We start from the raw sequence: 17,701 nt of genomic DNA, 5'->3' as shown, positions 1-17,701 counted from the left end.
CCCCACTCCAGCCCCCCAGACCGCTTCGCCGTCGCACGACGCCCCGGGCCTCAAAGCCCCGATACCCCGAGCTGGAAAAACCATCGATCCCCTCAAGCCCGATCCCAAGATCGCGCACGGCTGGCTGCACACCGCCCGCTTTCTCACCACCGCCCCGCAACTCGAACACCTGCCGCCGCTGGAGGTGCCCGAGATCGCCTTCGTCGGGCGCTCCAACGCGGGCAAGTCCACCTGCATCAACACGCTGACGCAGCAGAAGCGCCTGGCCTTCGCCTCCAAGACGCCGGGCCGCACGCAAAGCATCAACCTGTTCTCGCTCGGCAAACAGGGCGTGACCGACGCGGTGCTGGCCGACCTGCCGGGCTATGGCTATGCCGCCGTGCCGCGCGAAGCCAAGTTGCGCTGGCAGCGCGTCATGGGCAACTATTTGCTCACGCGCGAAAACCTCAAGGGCGTGGTGCTGTTGATTGACCCTCGCCTGGGCCTGACCGAGCTCGACGAGATCCTGCTGGAGGTGATCCGGCCTCGGGTCGAGGAAGGCCTGAAGTTTCTGGTGCTGCTCACCAAGGCCGACAAGCTCAACCACGCCGAAGCGCAAAAGGCGCTGTCGATTGCGCGACTGCAATCGGGCGGTGGCGAGGCGAGACTCTTCTCGGCCCTGAAGAAAAAGGGGCTGGACGAGGTGGCGCTGCTGCTCTGGCAATGGACCCATGGCGCCAACGCGCCAGCCCAAGCGGCCGACCCCGTTCCCGACGACGAGCCGCCCGCGCTGGACTGAACCGTGCGGGCTCGAGGAGAGCCCGCATGATCCAGACCTTCCAACAAGCCCTGCCCCACGGCATCACGCTGAGTTGCCGAGCCGCCGGCGAGCCCGGCCGCCCCGTGCTGCTGTTCCTGCACGGTTTTCCCGAAGCCGCCTTTGTGTGGGACGAGCTGCTTCTGCATTTCGCTCAAGTCGAACACGGCGGCTACCGCTGCGTGGCGCCCAACCTGCGCGGCTTCGAGCAGTCGAGCGCCCCCACCGACACATCGGCCTACCGCGCCAAGCCCCTGCTGCAAGACCTGGGCGCACTGGCCACGGCCATCACCGCCGACAGCCCCGCGCCAGGTCAACTGGCCGGCCTGATCGCGCACGACTGGGGCGGTGCACTGGCCTGGGGCCTCGCCGCGCAGCGGCCTGGCTTGCTTCGGCAACTGGTCATCGTCAACGCGCCGCACCCCGCCACCTTCCAGCGCGAACTGGCCCAGTCGCCCGCGCAACAGGCGGCCAGCGCCTACATGAATTTCCTGGTCCGGCCCGACGCGCCCACGCTGCTGGCCGAGAACGACTTCGCCCGCCTCTGGCCCTTCTTCACCCACATGGCGGCCGACAGCGGGCCGATGGCCTGGCTCGACGAACCCACGCGCGATCGCTACCGCGCGGTGTGGCGCCAGGGGCTGACAGGCCCTTGCGCGTACTACGCCGCGTCGCCCCTGCGCCCACCGACGCCCGACGACCCTGGGGCAGCAGCCGTGCAGGTGCCGCGCGAAAAGGCCATGGTGACGCGGCCGACCCTGGTGATCTGGGGACTGAACGACACCGCCCTGCCCGAAGCCCTGCTGGAAGGGCTGGACGGGTATGTGCCAGACCTGCGCATCGAGCGCGTCCCCGGCGCCACACACTGGATCGTGCACGAGCAGCCGGCGCGCGTGGCCGCCTTGATCGGCGGCTTTCTGAACACCTGAACCGGTTCAGAGATCGGCGTAGAAAGAACGCTCATTGCCCGGGCGGGTCTTGAAGCGCTTGTGCACCCAGTAGTACTGCGCCGGCGCCTGGCGGATGTAACCCTCCAGGTAGCGGTTCATGACCGCCGTGTCGGCTTCGGGATCCGCTGTCGGGTAGTCGGGCCAGGGTGACATCACCTTCACCTCATAACCTTCGCGCGTGAGGCGGCTCACCACCGGCACCACGCAGGCACGCCCCAGGCGGGCCAACCGGGACAGCGACATGAGCGTGGCGGTCTGCACGCCGAAGAAGGGCACGAACGCCGCGTCGCGCATGCCGTGGTCCATGTCGGGCAACAGGTACAACGGCAGGCCCTGGCGCATCGCCGCGACCAGGGGTTTGATGCCCTGGCGCTTGCCCACGACATGGGGGTTGCCGAAACGCTGGCGGCCTTGCGCCATCCAGCGGTCCACGTCTGCGTTGAGCTGCTCGGCGTACAGCCCGCAGAAACGCCGCTCCAGGTGGGCCGTGAGCCCGATCCAGCCTGCGTCCATGCCCACGAAATGCGGGGCGAAGATCACGGTGGGCTCGTTCCCGGCCAGGGCCTGCAGATCGCCCGTGAGTGTCAGGCGCTGACGCACCGTGGCCAGCGGCGCCTCCCACAGCCAGCTGCGGTCCAGCCAGGCCTGCGCGAAATACACGAAATGCTGGCGCACCGCGCGGTCGCGCTCGGCCTCGCTGCTCTCCGGAAAGCACAGGGCCCAGTTGATGCGCGCGATGCGCCGGCGCCGCACCGCCGCCAAGTGCAGCACCTGCCCCAGCAACCAGCCCATGCCACGCACCCAGGAGAGCGGCAATGCGGCCAGCACGCGCATGAAGGCCACCCCCAGGCGGTTGCCGAGGTTGCCGGGGGGCAGCGGAGCGTCGGAGGTGGGCGGCAAGGAAGACATCAGGGCGACGGCGGTGTCGACCGGGTCGGCGACTTGTAGCGGTTGTAGGACCAGAGGTACTGGGCCGGGCATTCTCGCACCAGCGCCTCCATGGCGCGATTGATCTGTGCCGCGGCCTCCAGCGGGTCGTCCGACAGCGGCCCTCCGTTGAGCGGCTCGAACGGGCGCACGTGCACGCGGTAGCCCCGGCCCCAGCTCAGGCGCTCCCCCCAGCTCAACAGGATCTGCACGCGGCCGGACTGGGCCAGGCGGCCCGACAGCGTCATGGTGTACGCGTCACGGCCGAAGAACGGCGCCCACACACCCTGCCCTTCAGGCGGCACTTGGTCCGGCAGCAGGCCCACCGCCTGCCCGGCCTTGAGCGCCTTGATGAGCTGCTTCACGCCCGCCAGGGTGGTGGGGGCGGCGAACAGGCCGGGGCGCTGGCGCGCACCGGCCACGAGATCGCGCAGCCAGGGCTGGCGCGCCGGGCGGAACAGCACCGTCATGGGATGCACCTCGCCGAAGCGCTGTGCGTACGCCTGGGCCGTGATCTCGAAACAGCCCAGGTGGGGCGTCAGGAACAGCACCCCGGTGCCCTGTTGATGCGCGGATTCGATGTGCTCGGCGCCCGCCCAGGCCACGGGCGCGGGCCGGCCCAGCCACAGGCGCGGCAACTCGGCCACCAGCTTGCCCGACTCGCCGACCGTGGCCAGCGCCACCCGGCGGGGGTAGCCCGCCTGGGCAGCATGCGCAAACAGGCGACGTCGATACCGGCCAGAGAGCACAAAACTCAGCCAGCCCAGCAGCCAGCCCATCGCATGCAGCACGGACAGCGGCATCCAGCTCAGGACGCGAAAAAGGCCATGGATCAGCAGGGTCACAGGAGAGGGGAAGGACAGGGTGGCTGCACGGACTTGATCTAGAATGCCGCCATCGCCGAGTTATGGAACTAATTGCGGGGCGATTCACAAATTCCGCTAAAGCGTTCGCCGAACTCTGACAGACCGGCAACGCCGGTCAACCAACGTGGAGTTTATACATGGCGAGCGATTTCCTTTTCACCTCCGAATCCGTCTCCGAAGGCCACCCCGACAAGGTCGCCGACCAGATTTCCGACGCGATCCTCGACGCGATCTTTGCCCAGGATCCGCGCAGCCGCGTGGCCGCCGAGACCTTGTGCAACACCGGCCTGGTGGTGCTGGCGGGTGAAATCACCACCAACGCGCACGTCGACTACATCCAGGTCGCGCGTGACACGCTCAAGCGAATCGGCTACGACAACACCGAGTACGGCATTGATTACAAGGGCTGCGCGGTCATGGTCTGCTACGACAAGCAGTCCAACGACATCGCCCAGGGCGTGGACCACGCCTCCGACGACCACCTGAACACCGGCGCCGGCGATCAGGGCCTGATGTTCGGCTACGCCTGCGACGAGACGCCCGAGCTGATGCCCGCGCCGATCTACTACGCTCACCGCCTCGTGGAGCGCCAGGCCCAGCTGCGCAAGGACGGTCGTCTGCCTTTCCTGCGTCCCGACGCCAAGAGCCAGGTGACCATGCGCTACGTCAACGGCAAGCCGCACAGCATCGACACCGTGGTGCTCTCGACCCAGCATTCGCCCGACCAGAGCGAGTCGCCCACCAAGATGAAGGCGTCTTTCAACGAAGCCATCATCGAAGAGATCATCAAGCCCGTGCTGCCCAAGGAGTGGCTCAAGGACACCAAGTACCTGATCAACCCGACCGGCCGCTTCGTCATCGGCGGCCCGCAGGGTGACTGCGGCCTGACCGGTCGCAAGATCATCGTCGACACCTACGGCGGCGCCTGCCCGCACGGCGGTGGCGCGTTCTCGGGCAAGGACCCGTCCAAGGTGGACCGCTCAGCCGCCTATGCCGCCCGCTACGTGGCCAAGAACATCGTGGCCGCCGGCCTGGCCAAGCAGTGCCAGATCCAGGTGGCCTACGCCATCGGCGTGGCCCGCCCGATGAACGTCACCGTCTACACCGAAGGCACGGGCGTGATCCCGGACGAGAAGATCGCCGCGCTGGTGCAGGAACACTTCGACCTGCGCCCCAAGGGCATCATCCAGATGCTCGACCTGCTGCGCCCGATCTACACCAAGACCGCCGCCTACGGCCACTTCGGCCGCGAAGAACCCGAGTTCGCCTGGGAGCGCACCGACAAGGCCGCCACGCTGCGCAAGGCCGCCGGCCTGTAAATAGTCACCGAATCAACCGACAAAGCCCTGGGGCGTGAGCCTCAAGGCTTTTTTTACGTACTTTTTTCGGACAGCAGGGAAAACCACCGGTCGTAACAATTTGAATTTTCTGCGGCGGTGTCCGATATGGGAGTACAAGCCACCTTTCTGGCTTGCACTGCAACGACCCGGGAGCCTTGAACCATGGACAACTCTATCTGCCCAGACGGGATGGAAACGCCAGAGCAACAGCTCGAACGGCTGGTGGCCCTGCGCACGCAAGACCTCCAGTCCGCCCTGGACAGCGTCCGTTCCCTCGTTGACCAGGCGCCTTGCGGCCTGCTCACTTTTGACGACGCACAGCGTTGCGTCCATCTCAATCAGGCCCTGCTGGGTTGGCTGGGCCATGGCGCACCGGGCATGCCCCTGAATGAACTGGTCGCCCCGCGCTCGCGCGACGCACTGACCGCCCACGTGGAAGCCCTGCGCCAGAGCGGGCAGAGCGAACCGGTCGATCTGGACTGGCTGCGCGTCGACGGCAGCCTGTTTCGCGCCCGCCTCGCCTCGACGCCGGTGTTTGATGCCGAGGGCCATTTCCTGCACGGCAGCGGTGTGGTCACGCCGCTCGATGCGGCCCAGATCGCCTCCGCCCAGGACAGCCTGCTGCGCAGCATCACCGACCGCATTCCCGCACGGCTGGCCTACTACGACAAGAACCTGATCTGCCGCTTCGCCAACCAAGCCCACGCCGCGCGCTACGGCAAACTGCCGAGCGACATGGTGGGTTCGCCGCTGAGCCAGGTGGTGCGGCCCGACATCCTGCCCGACATCCTGCCGCGCGTGGCGCAGGCCCTCTCCGGCCAGACGCAGACCTTCGAAGCCGCGCGCACGGCCGCCGACGGTTCGACCAACTACTTCGAGATCCACTACATCCCCGACTTCCAGAATGGCACCGTCGAGGGCATCTTCATCGAGCTGCACGACATCACGGAACGCCGCCGCACGGAAGAGTTCGTGCTGCACGCCAACCAGGATCTGGAAGAACGCGTGCGCTCGCGTTCGGCCGAGCTGTTTGCCAGCGAGCAGCGCTACCGCCTGATGGTGGATGCGATCCAGGACTACTGCATCTACTTCGTCGACGAAAACGGCGGCATCACCGAATGGACCGAGAGCGCCCAGCGCCTGCATGGCCATACCCGCTCGCAGATCATGGGCCGCTCCTATGAGGCGCTGCTGTCCAGCGACAACGCGGGCGAGGACGAGGTCGACCCCGGCCAGGTGTTGCGCCTGGCCAAGGCCCACGGCCAATGGGAAACCCGAGGCTGGCGCCTGCGCGAGGACGGCTCGCGCTTCTGGGCGCACACCGTGCTCACCGCGCTGCGCAACGAAGCCGGCGAGCTGCAGGGCCTCTCCAGCATCACGCGCGACATGACCGCCGCCAAGAGCCTGGAGGACGTGATGAATGACCTCAACCGAGAGCTGGAAAAGCGCGTCGCCGAGCGCACGCAGCAGCTCGTGGCGGCCAACAAGGATCTGGACGTGTTCTCACACATGGTCTCGCACGACCTGCGCGCGCCGCTGCGCCACATCGCCAGCTTCGTGAGCCTGCTGCAGGAACAGATGGGCGACTCCGCCGACACGTTGGCCCTGCAGTACCAGAATTCGATCGCCAAGGCGTCCAAGCGCATGAGCCTGATGATCGAAGGCCTGCTCGAGTACGCCCGCCTGGGCCGTGTGGCCATCGACACCCAGCCGGTGCCGATCGCCCAGCTCGTGGAAGGCGTGATCGCGCACCTGAAGCAGGAAAACCCGGACCGGCGCATCGAGTGGGTGATCGAGAACGACCTGCCCGTCGTGCGGGGCGATGCCATGCTGCTGGCCCAGGCCCTGGGCAACCTGCTGGGCAACTCCGTGAAATACACCCGTCCCCGCGACCTGGCCCGCATCGAGGTGGGCTGGAAGGTCAGCCCGGTGGGGGGACGCACCTTCTACATCGCCGACAACGGCGTGGGCTTTGACCTGGAGAAGGCGCACAACCTGTTCGTGATGTTCCAGCGCCAGCACCATTCGATGGACTTCGAAGGGACAGGCACGGGCCTGGCGCTGTCGCAGCGCATCATCGAGCGCCATGGTGGGCGCATCTGGTCCGAAACCGCGCCCGGCGAAGGCTGCACTTTCTACTTCACCTTGCCGTTTGACGGCATGGAGCCGGAGATGGCTTTTCCCGAGTCGTCCCTGGCCGAGCTGCCGGCCTGAGGCCGAAGGCCGGCCGATAATCTCGCGGTGAGCCCCACCACCGCACCGATTCCCTCTCCCCTGTTCTCCCTGTCAGGCCGCGTCGCCCTGGTCACGGGCGCGACCCGTGGCCTGGGCCTGTGCATGGCCCAGGCGCTGGCTGCCCATGGCGCCACCGTCTGGCTCAACGGCCGCGATGCCACCAGCCTGCGTGATGCGGTGGACCGGGTGCGCGAAGGCGGCCAAGCCGCTGGTGGCACCGCGCACGCGCTGCCCTTCGATGTGTGCGACGAGGCCGCTGCCACGGCGGCCGTGGCCCACCTGCTGGCCGAGAGTGGCCGGATCGACATCCTGATCAACAACGTGGGCCAACGCCGGCGCCAGCCCCTGGACGAATTGCCCGCCCAGGCCCTGCGGGAGCTGCTGGAAGCCAACCTCGTCTCGGCCTGGCATCTCTGCCGCGAGGTGGCGCGGCCCATGCGCGCCCAGGGCGCTGGCCGCATCATCAACGTCACCTCCATCGCCGGGCCGATCGCCCGCGCCGGCGACGCGGCCTACACCACCAGCAAAGGCGCGCTCGACGCCCTCACGCGCGCGCTCGCGGCCGAACTCGGCCCGCAAGGCATCAACGTCAATGCGATCGCCCCGGGCTATTTCGCCACCGACGCCAACACCGCCATGGTGGAGGACGCTTCCGTGGCGGCCTGGCTTGATCGGCGCAGTTCGCTGGGCCGCTGGGGCCGGCCCGAGGAGATCGGTGGCGCGGCGGTGTTCCTGGCCTCACCCGCCGCCAGCTACGTCACGGGCCAGGTGCTGGTCGTGGACGGCGGTTACTTGGCCCACTTCTGAGCCGCGCGGGCGTCAGCCCGCGTGCCGGCGAACCCAGGCTTCGTAGGTGGACACCCATTTCTGAAGGAATTCGCGGCTGTCGGCGCCGATGCCCCCGTCCTTGTCGAACAGGCCTTCCTTGGACTGGATGAACGCCTCGGGCTGGCCCAGCGTGGGCACGTCGAGGTAGGCGAGGATGTTGCGCAGGTGCTGCTGTGCGAGCGCCGTGCCGATCGCGCCAACCGACACACCGATCACCCCGGCGGGTTTGCCGGCCCAGGCACTCTGGCCGTAGGGGCGCGAGGCATGGTCGATGGCGTTTTTCAACACGCCGGGCAGGGAGCGGTTGTACTCGGGGGTCACGAACAGCAGGCCTTGCGAAGCCGCGATCTCGGCCTTGAGCCGTTTCACCGGGGCGGCCTGGTTCGCGTCGTCGTCCTGGTTGTACAGCGGCAGGTCACCGATTTCGAGTTGCTTGAACGTGAACTCCTTGGAGGCAAGCTGGGCGAGGGCCGTCGCCAGCCGGCGGTTGAAGGAGTCGCGGCGCAGGCTGCCGACGATCACGCCGATCTGAAATCCACTCATGGCAAATCCTCTCCTGGAACGGGGTTGGGGAAACAACGAAGGTGAACGCGAGAGACTACAGGCTCAAGACAAACACTCAGGACGGTGTGGGTACCGGTGAGCCCGCCGGCAGGTGCAGCACCACCTTGCGCGGATCGTCGGCCATCTGGTCCAGCGCGGCGCGGAGCCGATCGAGCAGGCTCGCGTCGTCCGCATCCCTCGCTTCGCCAGGCAGCGACAGGGAGGCCAGGCGAAAGCGCAGCGACAGGCCCGCCGGCAAGGAAGGTACCTGCTCCAGCCCTTTGGCCACGATGTGTTGTGCCAGCAGCATCAGGTCGTCGGGCTGCAGCGGCCCTTCGACCAGCACCGCAAAACGCGCATTGGCCACACGGCAGACCGTGTCCACGTCGCGCGCCACGTGCGACAGCCGCGATGCGGCCACCACCAGTGCGCGCTCGGCCACCTCCCGGCCATGGCGGGAGACGATGTCCGCATGGTTGAGCAGCTCCACCATCAGGAGGCCACTCTGATGACCATAGCGCCTGGAGCGGCGCATGGCATCGCGCAAACGCAGATGAAGCACGGGCTCGATGGTCAAACCGGTCAAGGGGTCCGTGCTCTCGATCGCACGCAGGCGGGCATGGTTCTCGTTGAACTCCTTGGCACGCCGATGCAGGATGTAGAGCAGGAGCGGGATCTCGATGGCCGAGCCGATGAGCACGGCGTATTGCGTGACCCAGCTGTCCGGCAACACGCCGGCCGCGCGCAGTGCGGGAAACGGGTAGCTCAGATGCACCGGCAGGAACCCCAGCGCCAGCCAGCCCCCGTACTTTTCACCCAGGCGCCAGGCCCAGATGCACAGTGCGAAGCTCAACACCACCGACAACAGGCCGTACAGGTTGAGCACGACAAAGGCAAAGCGGTTCTGCAGCAGCAGGTAGACCACGGGGAACAGCAGCCCGAACCACGACCAGGCCTTCACGAAAAGGTCCACCTGCCGGTGGTGGCGCGACACCGCACAGGCCTCGCGCACGAACCAGATGCCCGCCGCGGTGAGCCACAGCATGAACACCGCCGGCGCGGCGTCGTTCCACCACGCCCAGTCGCGCCAGAAAAACACCCCACCCACGCCGGTGAAGGCCGCCTGAAAGCCCAACATGCTCGCGACATAACAGCAGTAGGCGATGAAGGCGCGGTCGCCATACAGGCGCGCGTGCACCCAGCCCCAGAACAACACCAGCAGGCCGAAACCGAGGTAGCCCCCGATCATCAGGAAAGTCCAGTAGCGCGTTTCCTGCAGTGTGTCTTCCTCCAGCAGCAGCAGGCGCGGGCTCAGCGGTGCCGGCCGGTTTTCCAGGCGCAGCCAGACCGGGCCCGTTGACCCGGCCGGCAAGGCAAACACCGGTGTCTGGTCGGGATGGCTCCATTGCGACACCGGCAAATGATCGCCCGCTTGTTGCACCGTCCACGCTCCCTGGGGTCCGGTGGCATGGAGCGTCGCCCGGTTGGTGAAGGCCGCCGCACTCAGGGCGAGGTACCAGCGCCGGCTGGCGTCCAGGGGCGGCAAGTCCAGCCGCAACCACAAGGCGGCAGCCGCCAGGTCAAAGGACCGGTAGTGGCCCATGGGCTGGAAGTCCCCCACCGGTCTGCGCATGGCGTCGTCGAGGGAGGCCTGACCCGAGGCATCGACCCAGAAGTGCGCCTGCAGGGTGACGTCGGACGCAGGGGGAGCCGCCTGGGCAGAACCCGGGTGAGACCAAAGACCCAGGAGGGTGACCAGCGCCGTCAGAAAGCGAAGAAGGAGACGCCGGGCCGGCCCGTGGAAGGAGAAGATGCAGTCCATGCCGGCATCGTAAGTGTTTGTGTCTGACCAGCGCCCGGCGATCCGGTGGCCAGACCCCTCGCACCAGAAATAAACCCCTTCGATCTTGAAATGGGGTTCCGGCGCCCTTATGATTAGCACTCGCTGGCGTTGAGTGCTAACACCCGACGCCATGTCGATCAGCGGTATCCGCTGGCCCGTCCGGGCTGGCACCGCCGTTCTGAACAAACCCCATCTGTTCCATACCCAGGAGATGCAATGAACCTTCGTCCTCTCGCCGATCGCGTGATCGTCAAGCGCATTGACAGCGAAACCAAGACCGCCTCCGGCATCGTCATCCCCGACGCCGCCGCCGAAAAGCCCGATCAAGGCGAAGTCCTGGCAGTCGGTCCCGGCAAGAAAAACGACAAAGGCGAACTGTCCGCCATGAACGTCAAGGTCGGTGACCGCGTTCTGTTCGGCAAGTACAGCGGCCAGACCGTCAAGGTCGCTGGCGACGAACTGCTGGTCATGAAGGAAGACGACCTGTTCGCGGTCGTCGAGTCCAAGTAACTGAACACCTCAATTTTTCCGGAGAAACAACATGGCAGCAAAAGACGTCATTTTCGGCGGCGAAGCCCGCGCACGCATGGTTGAAGGCGTGAACATCCTGGCCAACGCGGTCAAGGTCACCCTGGGCCCCAAGGGCCGCAACGTGGTGCTCGAGCGCTCCTTCGGCGCCCCCACCGTGACCAAGGACGGTGTGTCCGTGGCCAAGGAAATCGAACTCAAGGACAAGCTCCAGAACATGGGCGCGCAGATGGTCAAGGAAGTTGCTTCCAAGACGTCCGACAACGCCGGTGACGGCACCACCACCGCCACCGTGCTGGCCCAGGCCATCGTGCGCGAAGGTATGAAGTACGTGGCCGCCGGCATGAACCCGATGGACCTCAAGCGCGGCATCGACAAGGCCGTGGAAGCCCTGATCGCCGAGCTGAAGAAGGCCTCCAAGGCCACCACCACCAGCAAGGAAATCGCCCAGGTCGGTTCCATCTCCGCCAACAGCGACTCCAGCATCGGCGAGATCATCGCCAATGCCATGGACAAGGTCGGCAAGGAAGGCGTGATCACCGTGGAAGACGGCAAGTCGCTGCAGAACGAACTCGACGTCGTCGAAGGCATGCAGTTCGACCGCGGCTACCTGTCGCCCTACTTCATCAACAACCCCGAGAAGCAATCGGCGCTGTTGGACAACCCCTTCGTGCTGCTGTACGACAAGAAGGTGTCCAACATCCGTGACCTGCTGCCCACGCTGGAGCAAGTCGCCAAGGCTGGCCGTCCGCTGCTGATCATTGCCGAAGACGTCGAAGGCGAAGCCCTGGCGACGCTGGTGGTCAACACCATCCGCGGCATCCTGAAGGTCGTGGCTGTGAAGGCCCCTGGCTTCGGCGACCGCCGCAAGGCCATGCTGGAAGACATCGCCATCCTGACCGGTGGCAAGGTGATCGCTGAAGAAGTGGGCCTGACGCTCGAGAAGGTGACCCTGGCCGACCTGGGCCAAGCCAAGCGCGTGGAAATCGGCAAGGAAAACACCACCATCATCGACGGCGCCGGCGCTGCCGCTGACATCGAAGCCCGCGTCAAGCAAGTGCGCGTGCAGATCGAAGAAGCCACCAGCGACTACGACCGCGAGAAGCTGCAAGAGCGCGTGGCCAAGCTGGCCGGCGGCGTGGCCGTCATCAAGGTCGGTGCCGCCACCGAAGTCGAGATGAAGGAAAAGAAGGCCCGCGTGGAAGACGCCCTGCACGCCACCCGCGCTGCCGTGGAAGAAGGCATCGTGGCCGGTGGTGGCGTGGCCCTGCTGCGCGCCCGCCAAGCCGCTGGCACCATCAAGGGTGACAACGCTGACCAGGACGCCGGCATCAAGCTGGTGCTCAAGGCCATCGAAGCGCCCCTGCGCGAAATCGTGGCCAACGCCGGCGGCGAACCGTCGGTGGTGGTCAACGCCATCCTGGCCGGCAAGGGCAACTACGGCTTCAACGCCGCCAACGACACCTACGGCGACATGATCGAGATGGGCATTCTGGACCCGACGAAGGTCACCCGCACCGCGCTGCAGAACGCCGCATCGGTGTCCAGCCTGATGCTGACGACCGAAGCCATGGTCGCCGAGTCCCCGAAGGACGACGCACCTGCGATGCCGGGTGGCGGCATGGGTGGCATGGGCGACATGGGCGGCATGGGCATGTAATTGCTCCTTGCCTGAGGGCGCATGGCGGCGTTGCAGCCGCTTGCCGTGGCGATGCCACTGTCAGCGCGTCTGCGCCTTGCCCTGCACCCTCATGCTGCGTCGGAATGCCTCCTGGTGTTCTGACAGGGATCCCAAAACAAAAAGCCCCGCGAGAGATCGCGGGGCTTTTTGTTTTGGGCTCGGCTCGAGCTACTTCATCAAGGCTTCGAGCTTGATCGTGTCCGCCACGAACGCCCGGATGCCTTCGGCCAGTTTCTCGGTCGCCATCGCATCCTCGTTCAGGGCGAAGCGGAAGCTGGCTTCGTCGTGGGTCACGAAGGGGATGTCCAACGACTGGGCGGCGCTGGCGTCCAGTGCCCGGCTCAAGGGCGCATCGCTGGCGGCCAGCTGGGCCAGCAGCTCGGGGCTGATGGTGAGCAGGTCGCAACCCGCCAGCGCCGTGATCTGACCCACGTTGCGGAAGCTCGCGCCCATCACCTCGGTGGCGATGCCGTGCTTCTTGTAGAACTCGTAGATGCTGCGCACCGAACGCACGCCCGGGTCGTTGGCACCGGCCATTGCGGCCTCGTCCCAGCCGGCGCCCGCGCTCTTTTTGTACCAGTCGTAGATGCGGCCCACGAAGGGCGAGATCAGCTGCACCTTGGCCTGGCCACAGGCCACCGCCTGGGCGAACGAGAACAGCAGCGTCAGGTTGGTGTGGATGCCTTCGCGCTCCAGCCGCGCGGCGGCCTGAATGCCTTCCCAGGTGGAAGCGATCTTGATCAGCACACGGTCCACATGCACGCCGTCACCCTGGTAGAGCTCGATGATGCGGCGCGCGCGGGTCACGGTGGCCTCGGTGTCGAAGCTCAGCCGGGCATCCACCTCGGTCGAGACCCGGCCCGGGATCAGGCGCAGGATCTCGCCACCAAAGGCCACCAGCAAGCGGTTCATCACCTCATCCAACCCCTGGGCGCCGTGCTTCGCGACAGCGTCCTTGAGCAGATGGGCGTACTCGGGCTTCTGGACCGCCTTCAGGATGAGCGACGGATTCGTCGTGGCGTCCTGCGGGGCATAGGCTGCAATCTGATTGAAGTCGCCCGTGTCGGCCACGACCGTGGTGAGTTGCTTGAGAGCGTCAAGTTGGTTCATCAGCGGATTATCGGCCAGGCGATGTAATAAAATTTCACCGCATCGCCCCTCAATGTAACCAACCCCAACATGCTCGACCGGATCAAAGCCTCCCTGCCCTCGCTGGCGCCTGCCGAGCAACGTGTGGCCAAGCTCGTGCTGCTGGACCCGCGCACCTTCGCCAGCCTGCCCGTGACCGAACTCGCCGAGCGCGCTCACGTGAGCAAACCCACGGTGGTGCGGTTCTGCCGCAGCATGGGTTACGACGGCCTGTCGGACTTCAAGCTCAAGCTCGCCGGCACGGTGAGCGAAGGTGTGCCGTTCATCCACCGCAGCGTGGACGTGGACGACAAGACGAGCGACGTGCTGGTCAAGGTGATCGACAACACGGTGGCGGCCTTCCTGAAGTACCGCAACGACGCCTCCAGCCACGCGATCGAAAAGGCGGTGGACGCCCTGGTGGCCACCTACAAGAACCGTGGCCGCATCGAGTTCTATGGCGCGGGCAACTCGGGCATCGTCGCGCAGGACGCGCAACACAAGTTCTTCCGCCTGGGCATCAATGCCATCGCCTACAGCGACGGCCACATGCAAGTGATGAGTGCGTCCCTGCTCGGGCCGGGCGACTGCGTGGTGATCATCTCCAACTCCGGCCGCACGCGCGATCTGATGGACGCGGCCGACATCGCGCGCAAGCACGGCGCGACGGTGATCGTGATCACCACCAGCGGCTCACCGCTGGCGCAGAGTGGCCACATCCACCTCTCGGCCGACCACCCGGAAGGCTACGACCGCTACAGCCCGATGACCTCGCGCCTGATGCACCTGATGGTGATCGACATCGTGGCCACCTGCCTGGCGCTGCGCATCGGCGGCACCAAGCTCCAGCCCCTGCTCAAGGAAATGAAGAACAACCTCCGAAGCAAGAGGTACACGTGATCGTGCGTGCCAGAAACGGCCCAGGACGGCGGGTGCTTCCCGCAGCGACGTAAAGTGGGAGGCCCGGCGAAGCCGGGCCGGAGGACATTCGCGGAGGGGAGCACCCACCGTCCGCGCCAACGCCCACCCGGTGGCGTGAAACTAGATCCGCCCTTCTTCCACCGCATGGCAGGCGATGCGAATGCCCCCAAGGTCCAGCAGATTCGGACGCTCGCTGCGGCAGCGGTCGTTGGCATGCGGACAACGCGGATTGAAAGCACACCCGCTGGGCGGGTTCAGCGGGTTGGGCACCTCACCCGAGACCGGTGTGCGCGCCTTGCCGGTGTCGTGCATCTTCGGAATCGCATCGAGCAGCATGCGCGTGTAGGGATGGCGCGGCCGGTCGAACAGCGTGTGCTTGGGCGCCAACTCCACCAGCCGCCCCAGGTACATCACCCCCACCTGGTCGCTCACGTGGCGCACCACCGCCAGGTTGTGGCTGATGAACAGGTAGGTCAGCCCGCGCTCGCGCTGCAGGTCCTTCATGATGTTGAGCACCTGCGCCTGCACGCTCACGTCCAGTGCCGAGGTGGGCTCATCGCACACCAGAAACTCCGGCTGCGTGGCCAGGGCCCGCGCGATGGAAATGCGCTGGCGCTGCCCGCCCGAGAACTGGTGCGGGTACTTCACGCGGTCCAGCGGCGACAGGCCCACCGACTTCAACAACTCATCCACCCGTGCGCGCAAAGCCACGGGCTCGGTCTCGATCTCGTGCTCGCGCAGCGGCTCGGCAATGATGTCCTCCACGCGCCAGCGCGGGTTCAGGCTCGCGTACGGGTCCTGGAAGATCATCTGGATGCGGCGGCGCAGCTTGCGGCCTTCCGGCGTCTTGAACGCCGCATGCGCGTCCTGGCCATCGAACTCGAAACCACCCCGCGTGGGCTCGTACAAGCCCACGAGCAGGCGCGCCACCGTGCTCTTGCCGCAGCCCGACTCGCCCACCAGGGCCAGCGTCTGACCCCGTGGAATGTCGAAGGACACGCCGTCCACCGCACGCAACAGCTGGCGCGGCTGACGCTCGATCACGCGATTGAGCCAGGGCGCGGACACGTCGAAGGTCTTGGCTAGGTCGGTCGCACGCACCAACGGCGCCTCGAGGGCGGCAGCAGGTACCGCGGCACGACTTGAAGCACCACGGTTTTGCGCGGCCAGCACCGCTTTTTCGATCATGTCGGCGCTCATGCCAGGGCTCCTGCTTGCGCGTGCAGCCAGCAGGCCGCCCGGGTGGCTCCGGCCGGCAGCAGATCGGGCCGGTCGACGTGGCAGCGGTCGAACACCTTCTCGCACCGCGGGTTGTAGGCACAGCCGGAGGGAATGGCGTTGAGCCGCGGCATCGCGCCGTCGATCTGGTGCAGGCGCTCGCGGTCCTGGCTCATGTCGGGAATGCAGGCCATCAGGCCGGCGGTGTAAGGGTGCGCCGGGTGGTTGATGACCTCGTGCACCGGGCCGATCTCGGCGACGCGTCCGGCGTACATCACGGCCACGCGGTCGCAGGTCTCGGCGATCACGCCCATGTCGTGCGTGATCAGCATCACCGCCGCCCCACGCTGTTTGCAGATGGTCTTGAGCAGCGTGATGATCTGCGCCTGGATCGAGACATCGAGCGCGGTGGTGGGTTCGTCGGCCACGATGAGTTGCGGCTCGGCCGCGAGTGCCAGAGCGATCACGACGCGCTGGCGCATGCCACCGGAGAACTGGTGCGGGAAGTGGTCGATGCGCTGCTCGGCGGCCGGGATGCCGGTGTCCTTGAGCAGGTCGATCGCGCGCCTGCGCGCCTCGGCCTGGCTCACCGGCAGGTGGGTGGTGATGGTCTCGATGAGCTGGCGGCCCACGGAATACAGGGGGTTGAGCGAGGTCAACGGGTCCTGGAAGATCGCGCCGATCTGGCGGCCCCGCACCTTGCGCATCTGGTCGTGCGGCAAGTTGTCGATGCGGCGGCCGTGCAGCAGGATCTCGCCCGAGGCGACACGGCCCGGCGGCTCCAGCAGGCCGATGATGGAGGCGCCCGTGAGCGACTTGCCCGCGCCGGACTCACCCACCACGCCGAGGATCTCGCCCGGGGCGATGTCGAAGGAAACGTCGTCCAGCGCGCGCAGCGTGCCGCGGCGGCCGGGGAATTCGACGACCAGGTTCTTGACTTGGAGAAGGCTCATCTTGGTCTCAGCGCAGGCGGGGGTTGAGTGCGTCGCGCAGCCAGTCGCCCAGCAGGTTCACGCTGAGTGCGATCAGCACCAGCATGGCGCCCGGAAAAATGGTGATCCACCATTCGCCGGAGAACAGGTAGTCGTTGCCCACGCGGATCAGCGTGCCCAGCGACGGTGAGGTGGGCGGAGCGCCCACGCCCAGGAAAGACAGCGTGGCCTCGGTGATGATGGCCGTGGCCACCTGGATGGTGGCCAGCACCAGCACCGGGCCCATGACGTTGGGCAGCACATGGCTGCGCATGATGTGCAGCGGCGCCACGCCGGTCACGCGCGCGGCCTGCACGTACTCCTTGTTGCGCTCCACCAGCGTGGAACCCCGCACCGTGCGCGCGTACTGCACCCAGCCGGTGAGCGTGATCGAGATGATCAGCACGCCAAAGGCCAGCGTCTCGTGCGCATTGGGGAACAGGGCCCGGCCCACGCCGGCGATCAGCAAGGCGATGAGGATCGGCGGGAAGGACAGCATCACGTCGCACAGGCGCATGAGGAAGCCGTCCACCCAACCGCCGAGGAAGCCGGCCAGCAGGCCGAAGGTGACGCCGATCACCACCGAGAGCAGCACCGAGGCCAGACCCACCGCGAGCGAGATGCGCGCGCCGTACATCAATGCCGAGAGGATGTCGCGGCCCTGGTCGTCCGTCCCGAGCAGGAAGTTGCTGGATCCATCGGGGTGCCAGGCTGGCGGCAGCCGGGCATTCGTGAGTTCGAGCGTCGCAAGGTCAAAAGGGTCGTGCGGAGCCACCCACGGCGCGAAAACCGCGCAGAACACGCAGATGAAAGCGATCACCGCCGCGACGATGGCGGTCGGCGAGGTGCGGAAGCTGTGGCCGACATCGCTGTCGAGCCCTCTTTTGATGAGGCTGATCACGTGGGGAACCTGGTTGGGTGCGACG

The 17,701-nt window shown here is 66.6% G+C and carries 16 protein-coding genes; 8 read left to right on the top strand and 8 right to left on the bottom strand.

Going from position 1 to position 17,701, the window contains the following annotated elements; genetic code table 11:
* Window positions 1-61 precede the first annotated feature (61 nt).
* Both yihA and AC3WPZ_RS16525 read left to right on the top strand, forming a co-directional pair.
* The gene (gene yihA, locus AC3WPZ_RS16530; RefSeq protein ID WP_492440593.1) at window positions 62-778 is read left to right on the top strand and encodes a ribosome biogenesis GTP-binding protein YihA/YsxC; all 717 of its coding nucleotides are present in this window, start codon (window positions 62-64) and stop codon (window positions 776-778) included.
* 26 nt (window positions 779-804) lie between these two features.
* Entirely contained in the window at window positions 805-1,725 is a 921-nt protein-coding gene (locus tag AC3WPZ_RS16525; RefSeq protein ID WP_492440591.1) for an alpha/beta fold hydrolase, read from the top strand.
* A 6-nt stretch (window positions 1,726-1,731) separates the two neighbouring features.
* On the opposite strand, the gene AC3WPZ_RS16520 is transcribed toward AC3WPZ_RS16525, so the two are convergent.
* Window positions 1,732-2,655 carry a lysophospholipid acyltransferase family protein gene (locus AC3WPZ_RS16520; protein WP_492440589.1) on the bottom strand — a complete coding sequence of 308 codons (924 nt, stop codon included), beginning with the start codon at window positions 2,653-2,655 and terminating at the stop codon, window positions 1,732-1,734.
* A complete protein-coding gene (locus AC3WPZ_RS16515) occupies window positions 2,655-3,518 on the bottom strand; it encodes a lysophospholipid acyltransferase family protein (RefSeq protein ID WP_492440587.1) in 864 nt (287 codons plus the stop codon). Before AC3WPZ_RS16515 ends, AC3WPZ_RS16520 begins: the two co-directional genes overlap by 1 nt.
* A 158-nt stretch (window positions 3,519-3,676) precedes the next feature.
* Between AC3WPZ_RS16515 and metK the strand changes: the two genes are divergently transcribed.
* The 3 genes from metK to AC3WPZ_RS16500 all read left to right on the top strand — a co-directional run bounded on the left by metK (window position 3,677) and on the right by AC3WPZ_RS16500 (window position 7,921).
* Entirely contained in the window at window positions 3,677-4,858 is a 1,182-nt protein-coding gene (gene metK, locus AC3WPZ_RS16510; protein ID WP_492440585.1) for a methionine adenosyltransferase, read from the top strand.
* A gap of 210 nt (window positions 4,859-5,068) precedes the next feature.
* On the top strand, window positions 5,069-7,093 hold the full coding sequence (locus tag AC3WPZ_RS16505; protein WP_492440583.1) for a PAS domain-containing sensor histidine kinase: 2,025 nt from the start codon (window positions 5,069-5,071) through the stop codon (window positions 7,091-7,093).
* 27 nt (window positions 7,094-7,120) lie between these two features.
* Complete coding sequence (locus AC3WPZ_RS16500) at window positions 7,121-7,921, top strand: SDR family oxidoreductase (RefSeq protein ID WP_492440581.1); 801 nt, start codon at window positions 7,121-7,123, stop codon at window positions 7,919-7,921.
* Window positions 7,922-7,933: 12 nt separating this feature from the next.
* On the opposite strand, the gene AC3WPZ_RS16495 is transcribed toward AC3WPZ_RS16500, so the two are convergent.
* Window positions 7,934-8,485 (bottom strand): NADPH-dependent FMN reductase, encoded by a 552-nt coding sequence (locus AC3WPZ_RS16495; RefSeq protein ID WP_291114095.1) that lies wholly within the window; start codon window positions 8,483-8,485, stop codon window positions 7,934-7,936.
* Between the two features lie 76 nt (window positions 8,486-8,561).
* The gene (locus tag AC3WPZ_RS16490; protein WP_492440579.1) at window positions 8,562-10,307 is read right to left on the bottom strand and encodes a sensor domain-containing diguanylate cyclase; all 1,746 of its coding nucleotides are present in this window, start codon (window positions 10,305-10,307) and stop codon (window positions 8,562-8,564) included.
* 237 nt (window positions 10,308-10,544) lie between these two features.
* On the opposite strand from AC3WPZ_RS16490, the gene AC3WPZ_RS16485 reads away from it, so the two are divergent.
* Window positions 10,545-10,838, top strand: coding sequence for a co-chaperone GroES (locus AC3WPZ_RS16485; RefSeq protein ID WP_066268460.1), 294 nt, complete (start codon window positions 10,545-10,547; stop codon window positions 10,836-10,838).
* A 31-nt stretch (window positions 10,839-10,869) separates the two neighbouring features.
* Window positions 10,870-12,516, top strand: a complete 1,647-nt coding sequence (gene groL, locus AC3WPZ_RS16480) for a chaperonin GroEL (protein ID WP_291114086.1) — start codon at window positions 10,870-10,872, stop codon at window positions 12,514-12,516.
* Window positions 12,517-12,705: 189 nt separating this feature from the next.
* Here groL and tal read toward each other — a convergent pair whose 3' ends face one another.
* Window positions 12,706-13,647, bottom strand: coding sequence for a transaldolase (tal, locus tag AC3WPZ_RS16475; RefSeq protein WP_382323279.1), 942 nt, complete (start codon window positions 13,645-13,647; stop codon window positions 12,706-12,708).
* 69 nt (window positions 13,648-13,716) lie between these two features.
* On the opposite strand from tal, the gene AC3WPZ_RS16470 reads away from it, so the two are divergent.
* The gene (locus tag AC3WPZ_RS16470) at window positions 13,717-14,565 is read left to right on the top strand and encodes a MurR/RpiR family transcriptional regulator (protein WP_382161596.1); all 849 of its coding nucleotides are present in this window, start codon (window positions 13,717-13,719) and stop codon (window positions 14,563-14,565) included.
* Between the two features lie 141 nt (window positions 14,566-14,706).
* Here the strand turns inward: AC3WPZ_RS16470 and AC3WPZ_RS16465 are convergent, their stop codons facing one another.
* From AC3WPZ_RS16465 to AC3WPZ_RS16455, 3 genes are read right to left on the bottom strand one after another with little or no spacing between them, the layout of a single operon-like run.
* Window positions 14,707-15,786, bottom strand: coding sequence for an ABC transporter ATP-binding protein (locus tag AC3WPZ_RS16465; RefSeq protein ID WP_492440576.1), 1,080 nt, complete (start codon window positions 15,784-15,786; stop codon window positions 14,707-14,709).
* Window positions 15,783-16,757: an ABC transporter ATP-binding protein gene (locus AC3WPZ_RS16460; protein ID WP_382161602.1), complete on the bottom strand. Its 975-nt coding sequence runs from the start codon at window positions 16,755-16,757 to the stop codon at window positions 15,783-15,785. Before AC3WPZ_RS16460 ends, AC3WPZ_RS16465 begins: the two co-directional genes overlap by 4 nt.
* A 7-nt stretch (window positions 16,758-16,764) precedes the next feature.
* Window positions 16,765-17,676 (bottom strand): ABC transporter permease, encoded by a 912-nt coding sequence (locus AC3WPZ_RS16455; protein ID WP_444688463.1) that lies wholly within the window; start codon window positions 17,674-17,676, stop codon window positions 16,765-16,767.
* Window positions 17,677-17,701: the final 25 nt, after the last annotated feature.

The organism is Hydrogenophaga sp. FW305-3-2-15-A-LB1, from assembly GCF_058787875.1.
Note: the sequence above shows the minus strand (reverse complement) of the source record. Positions and strands in the feature narration are given on the sequence as shown.

Coding starts and splice junctions, on each gene's coding strand:
- AC3WPZ_RS16525 (WP_492440591.1), top strand. CDS start 805: ATGATCCAGACCTTCCAACAAGCCCTGCCCCACGGCATCACGCTGAGT.
- AC3WPZ_RS16520 (WP_492440589.1), bottom strand. CDS start 2,655: ATGTCTTCCTTGCCGCCCACCTCCGACGCTCCGCTGCCCCCCGGCAAC.
- metK (WP_492440585.1), top strand. CDS start 3,677: ATGGCGAGCGATTTCCTTTTCACCTCCGAATCCGTCTCCGAAGGCCAC.
- AC3WPZ_RS16505 (WP_492440583.1), top strand. CDS start 5,069: ATGGAAACGCCAGAGCAACAGCTCGAACGGCTGGTGGCCCTGCGCACG.
- AC3WPZ_RS16495 (WP_291114095.1), bottom strand. CDS start 8,485: ATGAGTGGATTTCAGATCGGCGTGATCGTCGGCAGCCTGCGCCGCGAC.
- AC3WPZ_RS16490 (WP_492440579.1), bottom strand. CDS start 10,307: ATGGACTGCATCTTCTCCTTCCACGGGCCGGCCCGGCGTCTCCTTCTT.
- AC3WPZ_RS16485 (WP_066268460.1), top strand. CDS start 10,545: ATGAACCTTCGTCCTCTCGCCGATCGCGTGATCGTCAAGCGCATTGAC.
- groL (WP_291114086.1), top strand. CDS start 10,870: ATGGCAGCAAAAGACGTCATTTTCGGCGGCGAAGCCCGCGCACGCATG.
- tal (WP_382323279.1), bottom strand. CDS start 13,647: ATGAACCAACTTGACGCTCTCAAGCAACTCACCACGGTCGTGGCCGAC.
- AC3WPZ_RS16470 (WP_382161596.1), top strand. CDS start 13,717: ATGCTCGACCGGATCAAAGCCTCCCTGCCCTCGCTGGCGCCTGCCGAG.
- AC3WPZ_RS16465 (WP_492440576.1), bottom strand. CDS start 15,786: ATGAGCGCCGACATGATCGAAAAAGCGGTGCTGGCCGCGCAAAACCGT.
- AC3WPZ_RS16460 (WP_382161602.1), bottom strand. CDS start 16,757: ATGAGCCTTCTCCAAGTCAAGAACCTGGTCGTCGAATTCCCCGGCCGC.